Source organism: Massilia pinisoli, from assembly GCF_024753285.1.
GTDB classification, from domain to species: domain Bacteria; phylum Pseudomonadota; class Gammaproteobacteria; order Burkholderiales; family Burkholderiaceae_D; genus Telluria; species Telluria pinisoli.
Genome location: NZ_JANUGW010000030.1, coordinates 18,691 through 35,063, shown reverse-complemented (window position 1 = coordinate 35,063; position 16,373 = coordinate 18,691). Strand labels below are relative to the sequence as shown.

The 16,373-nt window shown below is 65.5% G+C and carries 9 protein-coding genes; 6 read left to right on the top strand and 3 right to left on the bottom strand.

Features of this window, described 5'->3' with window-relative positions; all coding sequences use genetic code 11:
• Positions 1–27 precede the first annotated feature (27 nt).
• Both NX784_RS26810 and NX784_RS26805 read right to left on the bottom strand, forming a co-directional pair.
• Positions 28–4,200, bottom strand: a complete 4,173-nt coding sequence (locus NX784_RS26810; RefSeq protein WP_258819729.1) for a DEAD/DEAH box helicase — start codon at positions 4,198–4,200, stop codon at positions 28–30.
• Complete coding sequence (locus NX784_RS26805) at positions 4,197–6,140, bottom strand: dipeptidyl-peptidase 5 (RefSeq protein ID WP_258819728.1); 1,944 nt, start codon at positions 6,138–6,140, stop codon at positions 4,197–4,199. Before NX784_RS26805 ends, NX784_RS26810 begins: the two co-directional genes overlap by 4 nt.
• A 148-nt stretch (positions 6,141–6,288) precedes the next feature.
• On the opposite strand from NX784_RS26805, the gene hemE reads away from it, so the two are divergent.
• The 3 genes from hemE (at position 6,289) to NX784_RS26790 (ending at position 11,565) form a co-directional block, all read left to right on the top strand.
• Complete coding sequence (hemE, locus tag NX784_RS26800) at positions 6,289–7,371, top strand: uroporphyrinogen decarboxylase (RefSeq protein ID WP_258819727.1); 1,083 nt, start codon at positions 6,289–6,291, stop codon at positions 7,369–7,371.
• 558 nt (positions 7,372–7,929) lie between these two features.
• On the top strand, positions 7,930–9,936 hold the full coding sequence (locus NX784_RS26795; RefSeq protein ID WP_258819726.1) for a primosomal protein N': 2,007 nt from the start codon (positions 7,930–7,932) through the stop codon (positions 9,934–9,936).
• A 192-nt stretch (positions 9,937–10,128) separates the two neighbouring features.
• Positions 10,129–11,565, top strand: a complete 1,437-nt coding sequence (locus NX784_RS26790) for a dihydrolipoyl dehydrogenase (protein ID WP_258819725.1) — start codon at positions 10,129–10,131, stop codon at positions 11,563–11,565.
• A 3-nt stretch (positions 11,566–11,568) separates the two neighbouring features.
• On the opposite strand, the gene NX784_RS26785 is transcribed toward NX784_RS26790, so the two are convergent.
• Positions 11,569–12,054, bottom strand: coding sequence for an SRPBCC family protein (locus tag NX784_RS26785; protein WP_258819724.1), 486 nt, complete (start codon positions 12,052–12,054; stop codon positions 11,569–11,571).
• Between the two features lie 168 nt (positions 12,055–12,222).
• Here NX784_RS26785 and NX784_RS26780 point away from each other — a divergent pair, with 168 nt between their 5' ends.
• The 3 genes from NX784_RS26780 (at position 12,223) to NX784_RS26770 (ending at position 16,253) form a co-directional block, all read left to right on the top strand.
• Positions 12,223–14,283, top strand: coding sequence for a UvrD-helicase domain-containing protein (locus NX784_RS26780; protein ID WP_258819723.1), 2,061 nt, complete (start codon positions 12,223–12,225; stop codon positions 14,281–14,283).
• Positions 14,284–14,311: 28 nt separating this feature from the next.
• The gene (locus NX784_RS26775) at positions 14,312–14,515 is read left to right on the top strand and encodes a SlyX family protein (RefSeq protein WP_258819722.1); all 204 of its coding nucleotides are present in this window, start codon (positions 14,312–14,314) and stop codon (positions 14,513–14,515) included.
• A gap of 586 nt (positions 14,516–15,101) precedes the next feature.
• Complete coding sequence (locus tag NX784_RS26770) at positions 15,102–16,253, top strand: GNAT family N-acetyltransferase (RefSeq protein ID WP_258819721.1); 1,152 nt, start codon at positions 15,102–15,104, stop codon at positions 16,251–16,253.
• Positions 16,254–16,373 lie beyond the last annotated feature (120 nt).

Below are 16,373 nucleotides of genomic sequence, written 5' to 3'. Positions count from 1 at the left end.
TCAACGTACCCGCAACGGCGGTCATCGTCAGTCGGATCGCCACTCGGCGACCGACGGCGTGCGCGGTTCCGCGCCGCCGGACAGGCCGGCCTGCAGCATGGCCAGCATGTCCGCCGGCGACAGGCGCGCGGCGACGTCCGTCCCTTCCAGCAGGCTGTCCGCCAGGTCGCGCTTGTGGCGGTGCAGGTCGACGATGCCTTCCTCGATCGTGTGGCGCGCGACTAACCGGTAGATCGTGACGGGCCGCTGCTGCCCCATGCGGTGCGCGCGGTCGCTGGCCTGGTCTTCCACCGCGGGGTTCCACCACGGGTCCATGTGGATCACGTAGTCGGCCGCCGTCAGGTTGATGCCGACGCCGCCCGCCTTCAGCGAAATGAGGAACAGGTCGCCGTCGCCGGCCTGGAACGCGTCCACGCGGCGCTTCCGTTCCTGCATCGGAGTGCTCCCGTCGAGGTATTGGTAGCGGATGCCGCGTTCATCGAGATGCTTGCGGATCAGGGTGAGGTGGTCGACGAACTGGCTGAACACGAGCGCCTTGTGGCGGTTCTCCAGCAGCTCGTCGGCGAGGCGCGCGAACGTCTCCAGCTTGCTGCTGCGGATGCCGCTGTCGGGCGCCACGAGCACCGGATTGCAGCACGCGCGGCGCAGCTTCATCATCTCCGCGAGGATCTGGATCTGCTTCTGCGATTGCGGTGCCTCGAGGGACGCGATGCGTTCCAGGGCTTCTCTCCGCAGCGATTCGTACAGCGCCGTCTCTTCTTCCGACAACTGCACGGGCAGCACGATCTCCGTGCGCGGCGGCAGCTCGGACAGCACTTGCGCCTTCGTCCTGCGCAGGATGAACGGCTGCGTGAGCCGGCGCAGCCGCGCGCGTGCCGCCAGCTCCGCGCGCTTGTCGGACGCTTTTTCGATCGGGCCGGCGAAGCGCAATTGAAACTGGTCGCTCGTACCGAGCAGGCCCGGATTGATGAAGCGGAACAGGTTCCACAACTCGCCCAGGTGGTTCTCCAGCGGCGTGCCCGTGGCGACCATCTTGAAGTCGCCCTGCAGCGCCATCACGGCCGCCGAGCGGCGCGTGTACGCATTCTTGATGGCCTGCGCTTCATCGAGCACGATCGTGTGCCAGCGGATGCCCTCGAACAGCGCGGATTCCAGCTGCAGCAGGCCGTAGCTCGCGACGATCACGTCGAACGGCCCCGCTTCCTTCAGCATCGCGGCGCGGTCGCCGGGGCCGAACAATCGCACGTTCAAGGTCGGTGCGAAGCGCTCCGCTTCCGCCAGCCAGTTCGTCGCGACGGACGTCGGCGCGACAACCAGCGTGGGCCCGCCGGGCGCGCGCGACAGGATCAGCGCGAGCGCCTGCAAGGTCTTGCCGAGCCCCATATCGTCGGCGAGACAGGCGCCGACGCCCCAGTGCGCAAGGCGGGACAGCCATTCGAAGCCTTCGACCTGGTAGTCGCGCAGCTCTGCCTGCAAGGTGCCCGGCAGTTGCGGCCGGAATTCCGCGTTCTCCTGCATGTGTTTCAAATGCGCGCGCCACGCTTTATCGGCATCGACGCCGCCCGCTTCCAGCGCCATCTCTTCCAGCGCGAAGCTGGCGAGCGGGTGGAAGCGCAGCGCCTCCTTGTCGGCGTCGCTGTACGCGGACAAATCCGTCAGGCGCCGATGCAGCTCGTGCGTGAGCGCGAGGAACTGGTTGTCGCCGAGCGCGATGAAACGGTCCTCGCGCACGCGCGCGAGCAGCTCGCGCAAGTCCATCACCTTGTTCTCGTCGACCTGGACTTCACCGTTCGCGGCGAACCAGTCCTTGTCGCGCCGGATCTGCAGGCGCACGGATTTCGACGTGATCTTCTTCGTCACGCGGAACGATTCGCCCTCGGGCCACGCGACGACAACCTTGGCTGCATCCAGGTCCTGCAGCTGGACGACGAGCTCCAGGCAGTGGATAGGCGCCGCCAGCAGCCACTCGCCATGTTCGTCTTCCGCATGCTCCAGCGCGGGCAGGTCGGCCAGCAACTGGCGCTCGGCTTCGCGTTCGCCGTTCAGGCTGCGGCGCGCTTCCGTGCGCACGCCGGCCACGTCGGCGATGACGCTTTCCGCGCCGTCGCCCGGGCGGAAGTACGGGCCCGTATCCGGCAGCGGCCGCACCATCACCTGGATGCGCAAGCCCTGCTGGTACGGCAGCAGGTTGACGTGCAGGCGCATGTCGGCCGTCACCTGTTCGATGTCGGCCGCGCTGCCGCCGATGTCGGACTGCACGGTGACGATCGACGAGATGGCGCTGATCGCCTGCAACACGCGCTTCTCCGCTTCGAGCGGCACCTCGAGCCCATCGCCGACGATGGCGCCGATGCGCCGATGCTCGTCTTTTACGCGCACGATGCGCAATCGCGTCGGCGTTTCCTTCGTGACGACGACGTCGCCCTGCGGCTCCGCTAGCTTCGGCACGAGCGTGATCATGACCTTGCCGCCGCCCGCGCGCACGACGAGCTGCGGCTCGCCCGGCAGCAGTTCGATGCGCGTGCCGGGCGAATCCATCCAGAACAGCAGCGGATGGCCGGCCAGCGCGGCCACGGCCTTGTCCAGGTCGAATTCGTAGCGCGTCCCCGTGCCGCTGTAGTAGCGGAAGGCGCCGATGCTGCCGGCGACCTGCACGTCCTGCGCGGTGAGGAAGTCCAGCTCCGTTGCCTCTTCCGCGAGCCGCTTCAGGCCGAGGGGCCGGCCGCGCGTCCAGCCGCCCTGCACGTCGCGCTTCTGCTCGCGCGGTTCGAGCGCGCGGATGCCCAGGTGCGCGTCCCACGCGACGAGCCACGCGAGACGCGATTCCTTCACGACTTCCACGTTGACGGCCGGCTGCAGGTTGATGAGGGCGTTCAGCTGGCGCTCCCACGGCTGCTCGCGTTCGAACCACAGCGCGAGGTCGACGAAGCGGTGCTGCTGGCGCAGCGCGATCGCCTGCTTGTCGAGGCCCACCATCCCCAGCTGGCCCAGCACGGACGCGATCTGGGCCGCGACGAAGTCGAAGCCGGCACTCCTCGCCACGTCGAACTGCTGCTCCAGCATGGTGGTCTTGTCCATCAACTGCGGCATGCCGAGCCACCAGTGCAGCAGCGCGCGGAACATCACGGGCTGCAGCGACGTCTCCCAGTTGCGCGACGGGAGCACCTCGGCGTCGACGGTGCCGCCGCGGATCTGGCGCAGCATCGACAACTGCTGGTACACGGCCGTGTCGTGGCTTTGCACGGCGCGCGTGGCGCTGTCCAGGTAGGCCTCCGCCGCTTTCGCGTGCTTGGCATCGTCGCTCCTGAGCAGCGCCGTCACGTACAGATGGCCGCCGATGCCTTCGAAGACGGCCTTGCGCTTGCCCGTCTCGCGCCGCAGCGTTTTCAAGGCCTTGTCGAAGCCTGCAAGCGCGGGCGCCGTGTCGCCGCGCAGCAGTTGCAGCACGCTGCGGTAATACAGCGTCGCCGATTCGTCGAGGTCCACGAGCAGGTCGGCCGCCGCGTCGAGTCGCCCGCACAGGATCATATGTTCGGCCAGTGCCGTGCGCAGCGCCATCGATGCGCCGCCCTGTGCGGCATGTTCCTCGGCATAGGCGCGGATCGCCGGCGCGCTGGCCGGTTCGCGCTGCACGTGGTTGACGAGCACCGCGAGCACGTCGTCGCGTACGAGGCCGTTGATGCGTTCCATCAGGTCCGGCTCGAACGGCCGCGCGCAGATGTCGACGAGCGGATGCAGGTACGCGGCTTCGTGGCAGCGCAGGCAGGCGGCGAGCAGCGGGGCGATCGTCTTCGGGCCCTCGCCGGCCAGCAGAGCGAAGCGCAGCAGCGCGACGCCCTGGCGGTAGCTGCGCAGCATGGGCGTGCCCTGCCAGTCGACGCGCAGCGGCGTCACTTGCTGATACACGTCGCGCAATTCGTTGAATCGGCGCGCGCGCAGCGCCCACTGGATCGCCGGCCAGGTCACGTCCGCCGCGATCGTGTAGCCGCGCGACGGCAGTTCGCCGATCAGGCCGTCGGCATGCAGGCCCGCCAGCGGCTCGGCCAGGTCTTCCTCCTTGCTGCTTGCTTCCAGCGGCGCCAGGTGGTCGTGGATGCGGCGCCGGCCCATCGGCTCGCCGGCGAGTGCCAGAAGCGCGAGGATCAGCTTGCGGCGCTCGTCGCATGCATCGACGAGGGCGTGCAACACCTCATCGCTCATGCCGGGAGGTTCTCGATCTCGATGGCCGGCAGGCTGGTCGGAACGGGAATGCCGAACACGCGCAGGTAGAAGTACAGCTCCGCTTCCAAGGTGCGCACGATGCTGTCGGCCTTGCGGAAGCCGTGGCCTTCGCCGTCCAGCGTGACGTAGGCGACGGGCACGCCGCGCGCGCGCAGGGCGCACACCATCACTTCCGATTGCGGCGGCGGCACGACCTTGTCGTCCAGGCCCTGGAAGAAGATCATCGGCCGGTGCAGCTTATCCGTGTGGTTGATGGGCGAGCGCTCGGCGTAGACGCGGTCGGCGCTGGCCTTCGGCGCGATCAGGTATTCGTTGTAGTGCGATTCGAACTTGTGCGAGTCCGCGTCCAGGCCCTTCAGGTCGGACACGCCGTAATAGCTGGCGCCGGCCTTGAACACGTCGTGGAAGGCGAGGGCGCACAACGTCGTCAGGCCGCCCGCGCTGCCGCCGCGGATCACGAGGCGCTCGCGGTCGACGAGATCCCGGTCGACGAGGTGCTGCGCGCCGGCGACGCAATCCTCGACGTCGATCACGCCCCATTGTCCCTTCAGCAGGTCGCGGTAGGCGCGGCCGAAGCCCGTGCTGCCGCCGTAGTTCACGTCCAGCACGGCGATGCCGCGGCTCGTCCAGAACTGCGTCGCCAGTTTCAAGGTGCTGGCCGCCATGCCGGTCGGGCCGCCGTGGCCGATCACCATCAGCGGCGGCAGCTCGCCCGGCTGCGGCGCGTGGTCCTTGTTCGTGGGCGGGTAGTAGAACGCGTACGACGTCCGTCCGTTCTCGCTCGGATAGTGGATGCTCTCCGGGACGGACAGGTAGCCTACGTCCGGCAACTGCTCGATCGAGCGCGCCAGCACGTCGCGCCGGCCCGTGTTCAGGTCGAATTGCGCGACTTCGGCCGCCAGCGTGGGCGCGCCGCCCAGCAGTGCGACGGTGTCGCCGGCCACGCGCAGCTCGCGGATTTCCTGGTACGGCGTCTCGATCTCGGCCAGCTTGCCGCAGCCCGTGTCGATGCGCGCGAGGCGGCTGACGCCATCCTCGATATACGCGCAGACGATTTCCGTGGCCGAGCGGAAGCCGTACATGCTGTTCCCGAACGTCCAGTGCGGGCCGCCGAATTCGGCCGCGCGCGGGCACACGGGGTGCACGACGCCATGCTCGTAGCGGTACAGGTTCCACCAGCCGCTGCGGTCGGAGACGAAGTACAAGGTGCCGTCCGGCGACCATTCCGGCTGGACGATGGCTTCTTCTTCGCCGCCCGCGACGAGGCGCCCGTCAAGCAGTGTGCCGTCCCCGCCGATTTCGGCCAGCCACAACTCGGTGCCCTGCCACGGCATGCGCGGGTTGTCCCAGCAGAGCCAGGCGACGTGCCTGCCGTCCGGCGAGATGCGCGGCGACGAATAGAAGTCGTTGCCGTCGACGAGTACCGTTTCCGTGCCGTCGGCGCCCAGCGCGCACAGCGTGTTGACGGGGTACGTGCCGCCCGCCGAATGGTCTTCGCGGACGCCGACGAGGCGACGATGCGTGCGGTCCAGCACGAAGTCGGCCCAGCGCTTGGCGCCGCCGGCGCTGACGGGGACCGGCACGCTGTCGCCGTGGCGGTCGATGCGGTACACCGTGTTGTCGGAGAAGTTCGAGAACCAGATGTGGCTGTCCGCGACGAGGGTGGCGCCGCCGCCATACTCGTGCACGCGGGTGCGCACGTTGAACGGCGCCGGCGTCAACTCCTCGGCCCGGCCGTCGCGCAGGCGCATCAGCGTGTTGCGGCCGCCCTCGCTGGCGCGGCCCGCCAGCCAGTAGACTTCGCCGCCATCCGAGAGCACTTGCGACAGCGGCGTGGCGCCGGCCGCGACGATGGCGGCGGTGATCGGGGAAGTCCAGGCGCCGCAGGGCGCGGCCTGTTTGCGGATGGTGTCGGTCATGGTCGGTCCTGAAGATGGCGTACGGCTGGGAGAAGACAAGCATTATAAGTGGCTGCCGCCGGGTCGTATGTCCGCGTCGATGGGTGTGCGGGTGCCGGGAATGCGATAATAGAAGTTTGCCCTCCAATTCTCGAACGGATTGTCAGCCATGCCACAATTTGCCCCGCTGCAGAACGATACCTTCTTGCGTGCGCTGCTGCGCCAGCCGACGGACTACACGCCGGTGTGGCTGATGCGCCAGGCGGGCCGCTACCTGCCGGAGTACCGCGCCACGCGCGCGAAGGCCGGTTCGTTCATGGGGCTGGCCAAGAATCCGGACTTCGCCACCGAAGTCACCTTGCAGCCGATCGACCGCTACCCGCTGGATGCATCGATCCTGTTCTCGGACATCCTGACCGTGCCGGACGCGATGGGCCTCGGCCTGTACTTCGAGGATGGCGAGGGCCCGAAATTCGAACGTACCGTGCGCACGGAGGCCGAGGTGGCCGCGCTGCGCGTGCCCGACATGGCGTCGTTGCAGTACGTGTTCGATGCCGTGACGTCGATCCGCACGGCGCTGAACGGCCGCGTGCCGCTGATCGGCTTTTCCGGCAGCCCCTGGACCCTGGCCTGCTATATGGTCGAAGGCGGCGGCTCGCGCGAATTCCACACGATCAAGAAGATGCTGTATTCGCGCCCGGACCTGATGCACCGGATCCTGGACGTCAACGCGGAAGCCGTCGCGCAATACCTGAACGCCCAGATCGACGCGGGCGCCCAGGCCGTCATGATCTTCGACTCCTGGGGCGGCGCGCTGGCGGACGGCGCCTACCAGTCGTTCTCGCTGGACTATATGCGCAAGGTCGTGGCGAAGCTGCAGCGCGAAAAGGACGGCGTGCGCATCCCGTCCATCATGTTCACGAAGGGCGGCGGGCTGTGGCTGGACGAGATGGCGGACGGGGGCGCCGACGCGCTGGGCCTCGACTGGACCGTCAACCTGGGCCGCGCGCGCGCACAGGTGGGCGACCGCGTCGCCCTGCAGGGCAACCTCGACCCCGCGATCCTGTTCGCCGGCCCGGACCAGATCCGCGCCGAGGTGGAAAAGGCGCTCGCCAGCTACGGCACCCCGTCGGCCGGCCATGGCCACGTGTTCAACCTGGGGCACGGCATCTCGCAATTCACGCCGCCGGAGTCGGTGACGGCGATGGTCGAGGCGGTGCACGACTTCAGCCGTCGCCAGCGCGGCGCCTGACGCATTCCCGAGCGGTGCCTTTTTTGCAGCGCATCGCGCGGGCAATCACACTTATTCACAAAAAATCGCGCGCGGGCTGCGTGGACTGTAGAAATGTACAGTATCTGCCCGCATATGCTAAGTGGTTGATTTGATGAGGTTTATTGTCGGGTTCGCTGGGGGGCGCAGAGGGGCGTCGAGGGGAGTGACCACTTATCCACCGAGGCTTTCAGCCCATTGTTCACAAAGTTATGCACAGATTCTGTGAATAATCCGGAAAAGTGCTTGGTTTACCGGGGTTTACGTATTTTCTTCAAGTGTTGTATCAAGATTATGCTGCACTGCGCACAAGTTTTGCACTGGAACGGCGCAGTTATGCACAGAAGTGAGCGAGCGATGGGATATTTCGTGGCTTTAAGGCTGAAAATCGTAAGTCATTGAATTCATAAGGTTATTTTCTTGATGAGCATAGAGAATTCCCGAGCGTTTTGATCTAGCGTAAACCTTCTTCACGGTCAACTTTTCCATTTTCCACAAAGTTTTCCACAGTTCCCCACAGTTTCTCGACAAGGTCACCGATTGTCCCACTGCATCCTGCAAATCGCGCTCGACACGCCACTCGACAGCCTGTTCGATTACCGCTGGGTATGCGAGCCCGGCAGTGAGCCGCAGGTCGGGCAGTTGGCGCTCGTCAACTTCGGGCGGCGCGAGGCGGTCGGGCTGATCGTCGCCGTCAAACACGAGACGGATGTCCCGGCCGACAAGCTGAAGGATGCGCTCGCCGTGCGCACGCAGCTGACGCCGCTGCCGGAGCGCTGGATCGCGCTGGCGCGCTTCGCCGGCGCCTACTATCACCGCCCGCTGGGCGAGGTGGCGCTGCCGGGCCTGCCGAAAAACCTGCGGCTGTCGACGACCGTCGCGCTGGACCGCGCGCTGAAGAAACTGGGCAAGCTGGACGACGTGCACGACGCGACCCCGGCCGACATGCCCGTACTGAACGCAGCCCAGCAGCAGGCCGCGGACGCCATCGGCGGCGCGACGGGGTTCACCCCGCTGCTGCTGTACGGCGTGACGGGCAGCGGCAAGACCGAGGTGTATCTGCAAGCCTGCGCCCAGGTCTTGCAACGCGACGCCGATGCCCAGATCCTGATCCTCGTCCCGGAGATCAACCTGACGCCGCAGCTGGAGGCGAACATCCGCGCGCGCTTCCCCGGCGTCATGTTGGCCACTTTGCACAGCAGCCTGTCGGAAGGCGAGCGCATGCTGCACTGGCTGGCCGCGCACACGGGCCGCGCGCGCATCGTGTTGGGCACGCGGCTGGCGATCCTGTCGTCGCTGCCGAACTTGAAAATGATCGTCATCGACGAGGAACACGACCCGTCGTACAAGCAGCAGGAAGGCCTGCGCTATTCGGCGCGCGACCTCGCGGTGTGGCGCGCGCGCCAGCTCGGCATTCCCATCGTGCTCGGCTCCGCGACGCCATCGCTGGAAAGCTGGCACCACGCGCAGACGGGCCGCTACCGCAGGCTGGAACTGCGCGAGCGTGCCGTGCGCGACGCCGTGCTGCCGCGCGTAAAACTCATCGACATGGAGCGCGACAAGCCGAAGGAAGGCCTCACGTCCACGTTGATGCAGGCGCTGCGGCAGCGCATGGAGCGGGGCGAGCAATCGTTGCTGTTCCTGAACCGGCGCGGCTATGCGCCGGTGCTGTGCTGCGAGGCGTGCGGCTGGATCAGCAACTGCACGCGCTGCACGGCGTTCATGGTGCTGCACCGGCCGGAGCGCCGGCTGCGCTGCCATCACTGCTCGCTCGAGCTGCGCATACCGCACGCGTGCCCGACCTGCGGCAACATCGATTTGCAGCCGCTGGGCCGCGGCACGCAGCGCGTCGAGGAAGGCCTGCAGGTGCTGTTCCCGGACGCGCGCATCCTGCGCATCGACGCCGATTCCACGCGCAGGAAGGGCAGCGCGCAGGAAGCGTTCGATACCGTTCATCGGGGCGACGTCGACATCCTGATCGGCACGCAGATGGTCGCGAAGGGCCACGACTTCAAAAAGCTGACGCTCGTCGGCGTGCTGAATCCGGACACGGCACTGTTCTCGCAAGACTACCGCGCCAGCGAGCGCCTGTTCGCGCAGCTGATGCAGGTGGCGGGGCGTGCCGGCCGCGCGGGCCTGGAATCGGAGGTGCTGATCCAGTCGCGCTATTGCCAGCATCCGCTGTACGGCGCCGTGATGCGGCACGACTATGACCGCTTCGCGGGTAGCCTGCTGGAAGAGCGCCACCAGGCCGCGCTGCCCCCGTACATGTACCAGGCGCTGCTGCGCGCCGAGGCGCCCGAGCTGGCGACGGCGATCGAATTCCTCGAGGCCGCGCGCGATGCGGTGCCGTCGGACACGGTCGTCATCAACGACCCGATCCCGATGACGATGACCCGCGTGCACAACGTCGACCGCGCGCAGCTGCTCGTCGAATCGAATTCGCGGCCGGCGCTGCAGGCGTTCCTCAACGAGTGGGTGGATGCGCTGCGTGCCATGAAGTCGCGGGTGCGGTGGTCGCTCGAGGTGGATCCGCTCGACATCTGATCGGGGACGCACGGTCGCGTCGTAGGGTGGACGGGTTTCCCGTCCACGCGTTCAAGCATCGTCGAACGGCCGCGCCAATGCTGGTTGAACGCGTGGACGGCCGAGCCGTCCACCCTACCGGAAATCGTCCCTTCCATGCCGAGTTCTTGAAAAAAGCGTATCGTCACGCTCGTGAACATCGCGGAGGTGAGGATGAAGAAACTGAAGGTCGATGTCGCCGTGATCGGCGCCGGTACGGCCGGGCTGGTCGCCTACCGCGCGGCCAGGGCGCAGGGTGCGCGTACGGTGCTGATCGAGAGTGGCGTCTACGGCACCACGTGCGCGCGCGTGGGCTGCATGCCCAGCAAGCTCCTGATCGCCGCCGCCGAGGCCGCCCACATGATGCACGTCGCGCCCGAATTCGGCGTCCATCCGGGCACCGTCCGCATCGACGGCGCGGCCGTCATGGAGCGCGTGCGGCGCGAGCGCGACCGCTTCGTCGGCTTCGTCGTCGACGGCGTCGATGCGATGCCGGCCGACGACAAGGTGCGCGGCCACGCCCGCTTCCTCGATCCGCACACGCTGCTGGTGGACGACCACACGGAAATCGATGCGCGTCGCATCGTCATCGCGACGGGCTCCAGCCCGACCTTGCTGCCCACCTTGGCGAACGTCGGCCCCGGCGTGATCACGAGCGACGACGTGTTTTACTGGGACGACCTGCCGCGGTCCGTGGCCGTGATCGGCACGGGCGTCATCGGCCTGGAGATCGGCCAGGCGCTCGCCCGCCTAGGGGTGCGCACGCGCCTGTACGCGCGCGGGGGCAGCGTGGCCCAGCTGACGGACCCCGTCGTGCTGAAGACGGCGTCGCGCGTGCTGTGCGAGGAACTCGACATCCACTTCCAGTCGCGCATCCTGCGCGCCGAGCAGGACGGTGACGACGTCGTGCTGACGACGGGCCGCCACGACGAAGCGATCACGGAACGTTTTCAATACGTGCTGCAGGCCGCCGGCCGCACGCCGAACGTGCACGATCTCGGCCTCGAGAACGCGGGCATCGCGCTGGACGGCAACGGCGTCCCGCTGTTCGATCCGCGCACCATGCAGTGCGGGAACAGCCACATCTTCATTGCCGGCGACGCCAACCACGAGCGCCCCGTGCTGCCGGAAGCGGCCGACCACGGCAAGATCGCGGGCGACAACGCCGGCCGCTTTCCCGACGTCCGCCCCGGCCTGCGCCGCGCGCCGCTGACGGCCGCGTTCACGGAGCCGAACGTCGTCACGCTGGGCGCCAGCTACAAGGCGCTGTGCGCGCCGGGCAAGTCGAAGTTCGCGGTGGGGCAGGTGTCGTTCGAGAACCAGGGCCGCAGCCGCGTGATGTTGCAGAACAAGGGCCTGCTGCGCGTCTACGGCGAATACCGCACGGGACGCTTCCTGGGCGCCGAGATGATCGCCCCGCGCGGCGAGCACATCGGTCATCTGCTGAGCTGGGCCGTGCAGTCGCGGCTGACGGTCGACCAGATGCTGGAGATGCCGTTCTATCACCCCGTGGTCGAGGAGGGCGTGCGGACCGCGTTGCGCGACCTGGCGGCCAATCTCGCGAAGGGCGAAAGCGATATCGATCCGGATGAGGTGGAGCCGGGGACGTGACCCTCAATTCAGCCGCGACGCGTCCAGCTTCCCTTCCGCCGCCAGCTGCCGCACGACCTTGACCGTGTCGATGTCGGACTCCTGGTACGCAGACTTCTTGAAATCCTCGTACATCTTGCCGATGTCGTCGGAGGCCGACGCATTGCCGTCGTCGTAGCAGAAACGGACGACGAGCGCGTTTTCCGTCGGCGTCTCGATGGTCATGGTCAGCAGCGACTGGGCGATGTCGCCCTGGGCCGGCACTTCGAAGCGCACTTCGTGCAGCGGGCGCAGGAAGACCTTGTCGTCGATGACGAGATCGCCATAACGCAGGCGGCGCGAGAAGCTGCCGCTCTCGCGCTCGCTGATCGTGCATTCGTCCAGGTGCGGCACGAACAGCTTCGGATCCTCGGCGCGCAGTACGAGCCCGCGCCACAACTGGTCGCGGGTGATGGTGTCCATCAGCGGGTTCAGCGGATCGTTAATCTCAATCAGGTGTTCAAATTTCATGTGGTATCCCTCGTTGGCGTCGTCGCCGTGCCGACCATGTTAGCGCATGCGGACGGGGACTGATGTAAAAGCCACATGTGGTGACGATATGCGTCTTACGCAAGCGCGCCGGTACGCATGCGCTGCCAGCTTCGTTACAATGCTGGGCTGTCCTCTCCAATATTTCCCATGTCCAACGCCCCGAACTTCGGCCTGAACGGTCCGCAAAGCGAAGCCGTGCTCTATCTCGACGGTCCCTGCCTGGTACTGGCCGGCGCCGGCTCGGGCAAGACGCGCGTCATCACGCAGAAGATCGCCTACATGATCGAGCACCGCGGCTACGATCCGCGCACGATCGCCGCGCTCACGTTCACGAACAAGGCCGCGCTCGAGATGCAGGAACGCATCGGCAAGCTGCTGAAACAGCCCAAGCAGGCCAAGCAGCTGACCGTGTCGACGTTCCACTCGCTGGGCGTCAAGATCCTGCGCCAGGAAGCGGCCGGTGTCGGCCTGAAGGACCGCTTTTCCATCATGGACAGCGACGATTGCTACACGGTCGTCTCCGACCTGGCCGTGACCACGGACAAGCAGGAAATCCGCCGCATCCAGAACGCGATCTCGCTGTGGAAGAACGGCCTCGTCGACCCCGAAGATGCCATCCGCGACGCGCGCGACGAGGACGAGGCCCAGGCCGGCCGCATCTACCGCAGCTATGTCGCCACGTTGCAGGCCTACCAGGCCGTCGACTTCGACGACTTGATCCGCCTGCCAGTGGAACTGTTCCGCAACAACGAGCCGATCCGCGACCGCTGGCAGCGCCGCCTGCGCTACCTGTTGATGGACGAGTACCAGGACACGAACACGTGCCAGTACGAACTCGTGAAACTGCTGGTGACGGGCCTCGGGAAGAAGCCGATGTTCACGGCCGTGGGCGACGACGACCAGGCGATCTACGCGTGGCGCGGTGCGTCGGTGGAAAACCTGCGCACCCTGCAGACGGATTTCCCGGACCTGAAAGTGATCAAGCTGGAGCAGAACTACCGCTCCACGACGCGCATCCTGCAGGCGGCCAACGCCGTCATCGGCAACAACCCGAAATTGTTCGAGAAATCGCTGTGGTCCGAGCACGGCCTGGGCGAGCCCATCAAGGTGCTGGGCATGCCGAACGACGAGACGGAGGCCGACCAGATCGCGATCATGATTTCGGCCGACCATTTCCAGCGCAAGAATAAATGGTCGGACTTCGCGATCCTGTACCGCGGCAACCACCAGGCCCGCGTGATCGAGCAGGCGCTGCGCAAGGAGCGCATCCCGTACACGATCTCGGGCGGCCAGAGCTTTTTCGACAAGGCCGAGATCAAGGACGTCATCGCCTACCTGCGCCTGATCGCGAACGAGGGCGACGACCCCGCGTTCATCCGCGCGATCACGACACCCAAGCGCGGCGTCGGCATGGCGACGCTCGAGGTGCTGGGCGAATTCTCGAAGCAGTGGAACTGTTCGCTGTTCGAGGCGGCGCTGAAGGGCGGCATCGAGGCCAAGCTGCAGGACCGCCAACTGATTCCGCTGCGCGAATTCTGCCATTTCATCAACGCCATGGAAGCGCGCGCCACGCGTCCGGGGCCGTCCGGCAGCGGCGACAATGCCGCCGAGCTGCTCGACGACATGATGAAAGAGATTAATTACGAGCACTACCTGTACGAAAACTTCGACGACAGGGCCGCGCAAGGCAAGTGGCAGAACGTGCTCGAGTTCACCAACTGGCTGAAGGAGCGGGGCCGCGGCGGACGCGACCGCGACGGCGAGGAAAAGAACCTGCTCGAACTGACGCAAATGGTGGCGCTGATGTCCATGCTCGAAGGGCAGGACGAGGAGCCGGACGCCGTGCGCATGTCGACCTTGCACGCGTCGAAGGGCCTGGAATATCCGCACGTGTACCTCGTCGGCTGCGAGGAAGGCATTCTGCCGCACAAGGGCGACCCTGACGACCCCGTGGAAAAGATCGCCGCCCGCATCCAGGAAGAGCGCCGCCTCATGTATGTAGGCATCACGCGCGCCCAGCGCAGCCTGCACGTCACGTGGTGCAAGAAGCGCAAGCGGGCGGGGGAGCTCGTCCATTGCGACCCGTCGCGCTTCATCAAGGAAATGGCACTCGACGTCGGCGATGCGCCGCCGAAAGAAAACGAAGTGCTCACGCCCAAGGAGCGCCTCGCCAGCCTGAAAGCGTTGCTTGCGACGCCGAAGGCCTGACGTCATCTTTACTTTAACGAAAGCCCCTATGAGCGACGACAAGCGTCTTATCGACATCGAAATCAAGCTGGCCGACCAGGAAAACATCGTCGACGGCCTCAACCGCACGATCTACGAGCAGGGCCGCCGCATCGACCATCTCGAAGCCATGGTGGCCAAACTGGCCGAACACATACGCACCTTGCGTGATGCCGGACAAGGTCCGATCAACGAGCGGCCGCCCCATTATTGATCCTGACTTTATGCGCCGTCGATTTCACAATTTAAGAAACATTTGGTTTCTCTGAGAAATTTTTTGGCGCCAATAACCACCTTGGTTATGCCGGGCGCAAGAAACAATATTGCACAAATACATTTGTTGTTTGATTTGTGCAACGTATACATTTGAGTAAATTGATTATTTGAACGGCTTCCAAGGGCGCTTGTCGAGGGACTTTGTGCGCCCGGATTTGTTTGTTCATTCTGCGTTTCAATTGATTTAAGGAAAAAATTCACTGTTTTTGATGAAGCGCAGAACAATTGGCCTGCCCACGCTCCCCACCTCGATTTTCACAAAAAGTCACGTCCTTTTTCCCTATCTAATCTGTAATCAAATTTAACTGTACGTTACGGCTGAGCTTTAGTTAGTATCGCGTAAATACATGCTGCTCAGCAGTGTGTCTTTGGCCCGCGTAACGTTTTGTCGCGGGCATTTCCTTCTCCACCCGAGGGCCGACACAATGTTCACGCGTAATCTTGAGATCAGCGAATTCGCACCGTCGGCCCCGGCGTCCCCGGTGGCGCGCGCACGGACGAGGCGTTACCCGGACAGATTCGAAATGAACGTGGCGACGGCCTATCACGACCGTCCGGACATCCTCGATGCGTGGAACCGCATGCTGGCCACGGCGACGGGACCGGAGACGCTGTACCAATCCCCGCAATTTTTTAATTACCTGACCGGCATGGATCAGGAACAAAACGCGGCTCACGAACTCTTCATTGTGCGTCGCCGCGTCGATTACGAGATCGTCGGATTTGTCCCGGTTCGCACCATCACATGCGATCTCGACTTCCGCGTGGGGCCGGTGTCCCTGTTCAAGCGAAAAGTCCGCGCCTGCCAGATCCTCGGCAGCGTGCCGCTGCTGGACGAGACGCAAGACGGCCTCGCCGATTTCGTCATCCAGCAGTTGCTGGAACGTTATGCGGAGTGCCAGGTGCTGTACATGCAGGCGTATCCCGAAGACGCGGGCGCCAAGCTGCAGGATATCGCGGGTGTATCGGCCTATGTGCGGTATGGCTGGCGTCCGTGCCACACGCAGCCGCTGCCGAAGGGCGTCGACGCCTATCTGCAAAAATTCAGTTCCAAGAAGCGCTACAACCTGTCGCGCCAGGTCCGCCTGCTGACGGAAGCCGCCGGTGCGTTGCAGGTGCTGCGCATCGAACAGCCGGAACAGGTCGCGGCGATGCTCGACGCAACGGTCGCCATTGACCCGTCCGAGCTCGCGGACCGCCACACCGAGCAGCGCCGCCTGGAGGGTTTGGCGCGCAACGGCCTGCTGCTGTCGTACGTGATCCGCTGCGGCGAGGAGGACGTCGCCGTCGTGTTCGGCTCGCGTTCGGCATCCGTCTGGCACGTGCACAGAATCTCATGCCAGCAGAAATATCTAAACCTGTCGGTCGGCACCAGCGCGATTCACTTGGCCGTCCAGGACGTGCTGGCCAATTTCGCGTTCAACGACATCGACTACGGCTACGGCACGCCGAACGCGGAATTCCGTTCGACCCATGTACTGAAGGCGCGCGGCCACGTCCTGCTGCACCGTGCGCACAGCCTGACGGCCCTGCTGCTGAAGATCCACGGCACGTACGACCGCCTGAACGATGGCATGATCCGCCAGGTCAAACGGCTGCAGAAATGGCAGGCGCAGCGCAAGCAGGCTGCCAGGAAGGCGCAGCCCAAGGCCGACCAGGCGCCGGCTGCGTCCTGAGCGCGTTCGTTGGGCATATTGTCGTGGCCGCCGCGTGCGGCCATTTTTTTGGGCGCAGGCAGAAGCCCGTTGTTATTGTGAGTCTGTTATGGGACTATTTTCCGTCGTATTGGAGAATCC

Coding starts and splice junctions, on each gene's coding strand:
- NX784_RS26810 (WP_258819729.1), bottom strand. CDS start 4,200: ATGAGCGATGAGGTGTTGCACGCCCTCGTCGATGCATGCGACGAGCGC.
- NX784_RS26805 (WP_258819728.1), bottom strand. CDS start 6,140: ATGACCGACACCATCCGCAAACAGGCCGCGCCCTGCGGCGCCTGGACT.
- hemE (WP_258819727.1), top strand. CDS start 6,289: ATGCCACAATTTGCCCCGCTGCAGAACGATACCTTCTTGCGTGCGCTG.
- NX784_RS26790 (WP_258819725.1), top strand. CDS start 10,129: ATGAAGAAACTGAAGGTCGATGTCGCCGTGATCGGCGCCGGTACGGCC.
- NX784_RS26785 (WP_258819724.1), bottom strand. CDS start 12,054: ATGAAATTTGAACACCTGATTGAGATTAACGATCCGCTGAACCCGCTG.
- NX784_RS26780 (WP_258819723.1), top strand. CDS start 12,223: ATGTCCAACGCCCCGAACTTCGGCCTGAACGGTCCGCAAAGCGAAGCC.
- NX784_RS26775 (WP_258819722.1), top strand. CDS start 14,312: ATGAGCGACGACAAGCGTCTTATCGACATCGAAATCAAGCTGGCCGAC.
- NX784_RS26770 (WP_258819721.1), top strand. CDS start 15,102: ATGAACGTGGCGACGGCCTATCACGACCGTCCGGACATCCTCGATGCG.